Annotated in this window: 2 protein-coding genes and 1 pseudogene; all 3 read left to right on the forward strand. The window is 61.7% G+C overall.

What is annotated here, in order from left to right; all coding sequences use genetic code 11:
• The first annotated feature begins 165 nt into the window (after window positions 1–165).
• Window positions 166–381 carry a hypothetical protein gene (locus R4P70_RS32470; protein ID WP_030538123.1) on the forward strand — a complete coding sequence of 72 codons (216 nt, stop codon included), beginning with the start codon at window positions 166–168 and terminating at the stop codon, window positions 379–381.
• Window positions 382–687, forward strand: a complete 306-nt coding sequence (locus tag R4P70_RS32475) for a type II toxin-antitoxin system PemK/MazF family toxin (RefSeq protein ID WP_021334703.1) — start codon at window positions 382–384, stop codon at window positions 685–687.
• A 28-nt stretch (window positions 688–715) separates the two neighbouring features.
• Window positions 716–1,500 (forward strand): annotated as a pseudogene (locus R4P70_RS32480) (hypothetical protein); the annotation flags it as partial.

The following is a 1,500-nucleotide window of genomic DNA, read 5'->3' on the forward strand; positions in this document are numbered from 1 at the left end:
TCGATCCATTGGTGAGTGGAAGAGGGGAGCGCGCAGCGCGAGTGTATTTCTGTGGGATGTGGCGTGAGTCCCCGGCACCGGGAGTGTCAGGGGCGGTGGTTGCAAGGAGATGAATGGATTTGGGGCCGGTACCGGTTTGCATCCCAATTCGGTATCATGATGGTTATGAGTACGCAGATCGCGGTACGGCTGCCCGAGGGCATTGTGGCGTTTCTCGACGGTGAGGTCAGCGGCGGGCGCGCGAAAAGCCGTGCCCAAGTCGTGCTTCGAGCATTGGAGCGTGAGCAGCGTCGGCAGTTGGCGGTCCGTGACGTGGAGATCTTGTCTGACGGCGCAGGCGGCGATGTGAATATCGCTGCCGCGCACGGGAAGAAGAGCTGAGTGCGCCCGATCCACGATGCGCAGCTCGGCGCGGGCGTTTCTTCGGTGTTGGTTCTGACGAGAGAGTTGGTTCGGCCTCATCTGGGGACGGTTACTGTTGCGCCGATTCGTGCGGAGGGGCGGGGGTTGTCGACGGAGCTGAGTTTGGGTGAAGGCAACGGCGTCGAGGACGGATCTGTTGTCGATTGTGATGGGTTGACGACGATCCAGGTGTCGGCTCTCGGTGTGAACCGGGGGTTTCTGCTGCCGGCGCAGGAAGTGTTGTTGACAAGGGCATTGCGATCAGCGTTCGACCTCGAATCATGAAGACACCAGCAGTGACGACGGGGCAGTGATGGCGGCGAAAAAGTGGGAGCAGATACCCATGTTCGACCTCGATCCTCCTCCGGTGCCCGAAGTTCAGGGGGATGGTTCTGAGCTCGATTTTGAACCAGCTCTCTTCGCGCTCGACGACGCGGCCCTGGATTCCGATGCCGGCCTGGACGCCACATCGCCGAATGTAGCAGATCACGCCGCCCCGGAGGCAGACGTCGAACCAGAAACCGGTGAAAGCACCGATGCCGATCGTCACGGTGAGGACTCGATGTCGCCCGTGTCGTCGGTCTCGGACACCGAACCAATTGTGCCCCAAGTCAAGGCCGCCGCTGACGTGGAGCCGGAAACGGAACCCACCCACGCGTCCGAGCTCGACGCAACCGAACCGGCCGCTCTTCCTCCCGCCGGCGAGTCAGCAGACGGCCACGCCGTCATTGTCACAGCGGTTGGAACCTACACACCCTCTGGCCATACACTCACCGGCCCAGTAGATTCCATCGAAAAACTCGACAAACTCATCAGATGGGCAACCCTCACCCCGCTGGGCGCACCGGCGCAGATCTGGATAGTCGGAATCGAAGCCTGCGACATGCTTGGATGGATCATCGACCCAGGCAGCGAAGACGACGTCGACGACATGGAAATCCTGCGCACCCGCGCTGCCGAAGAACTCACCGCGATCCTCCACGCCACGCTGACCCCGATGCTGACCGCAGGATGGGAACTCCGCGGAGAACCCGGCCACGTCGTTCACCTCTCCCGCACCACCGGGAACTTCACATCCATGGTCGACATTTTCATCGA

The sequence above is a fragment of the Rhodococcus sp. IEGM 1241 genome (assembly GCF_033142365.1).
Classification (GTDB): domain Bacteria; phylum Actinomycetota; class Actinomycetes; order Mycobacteriales; family Mycobacteriaceae; genus Rhodococcus_F; species Rhodococcus_F erythropolis.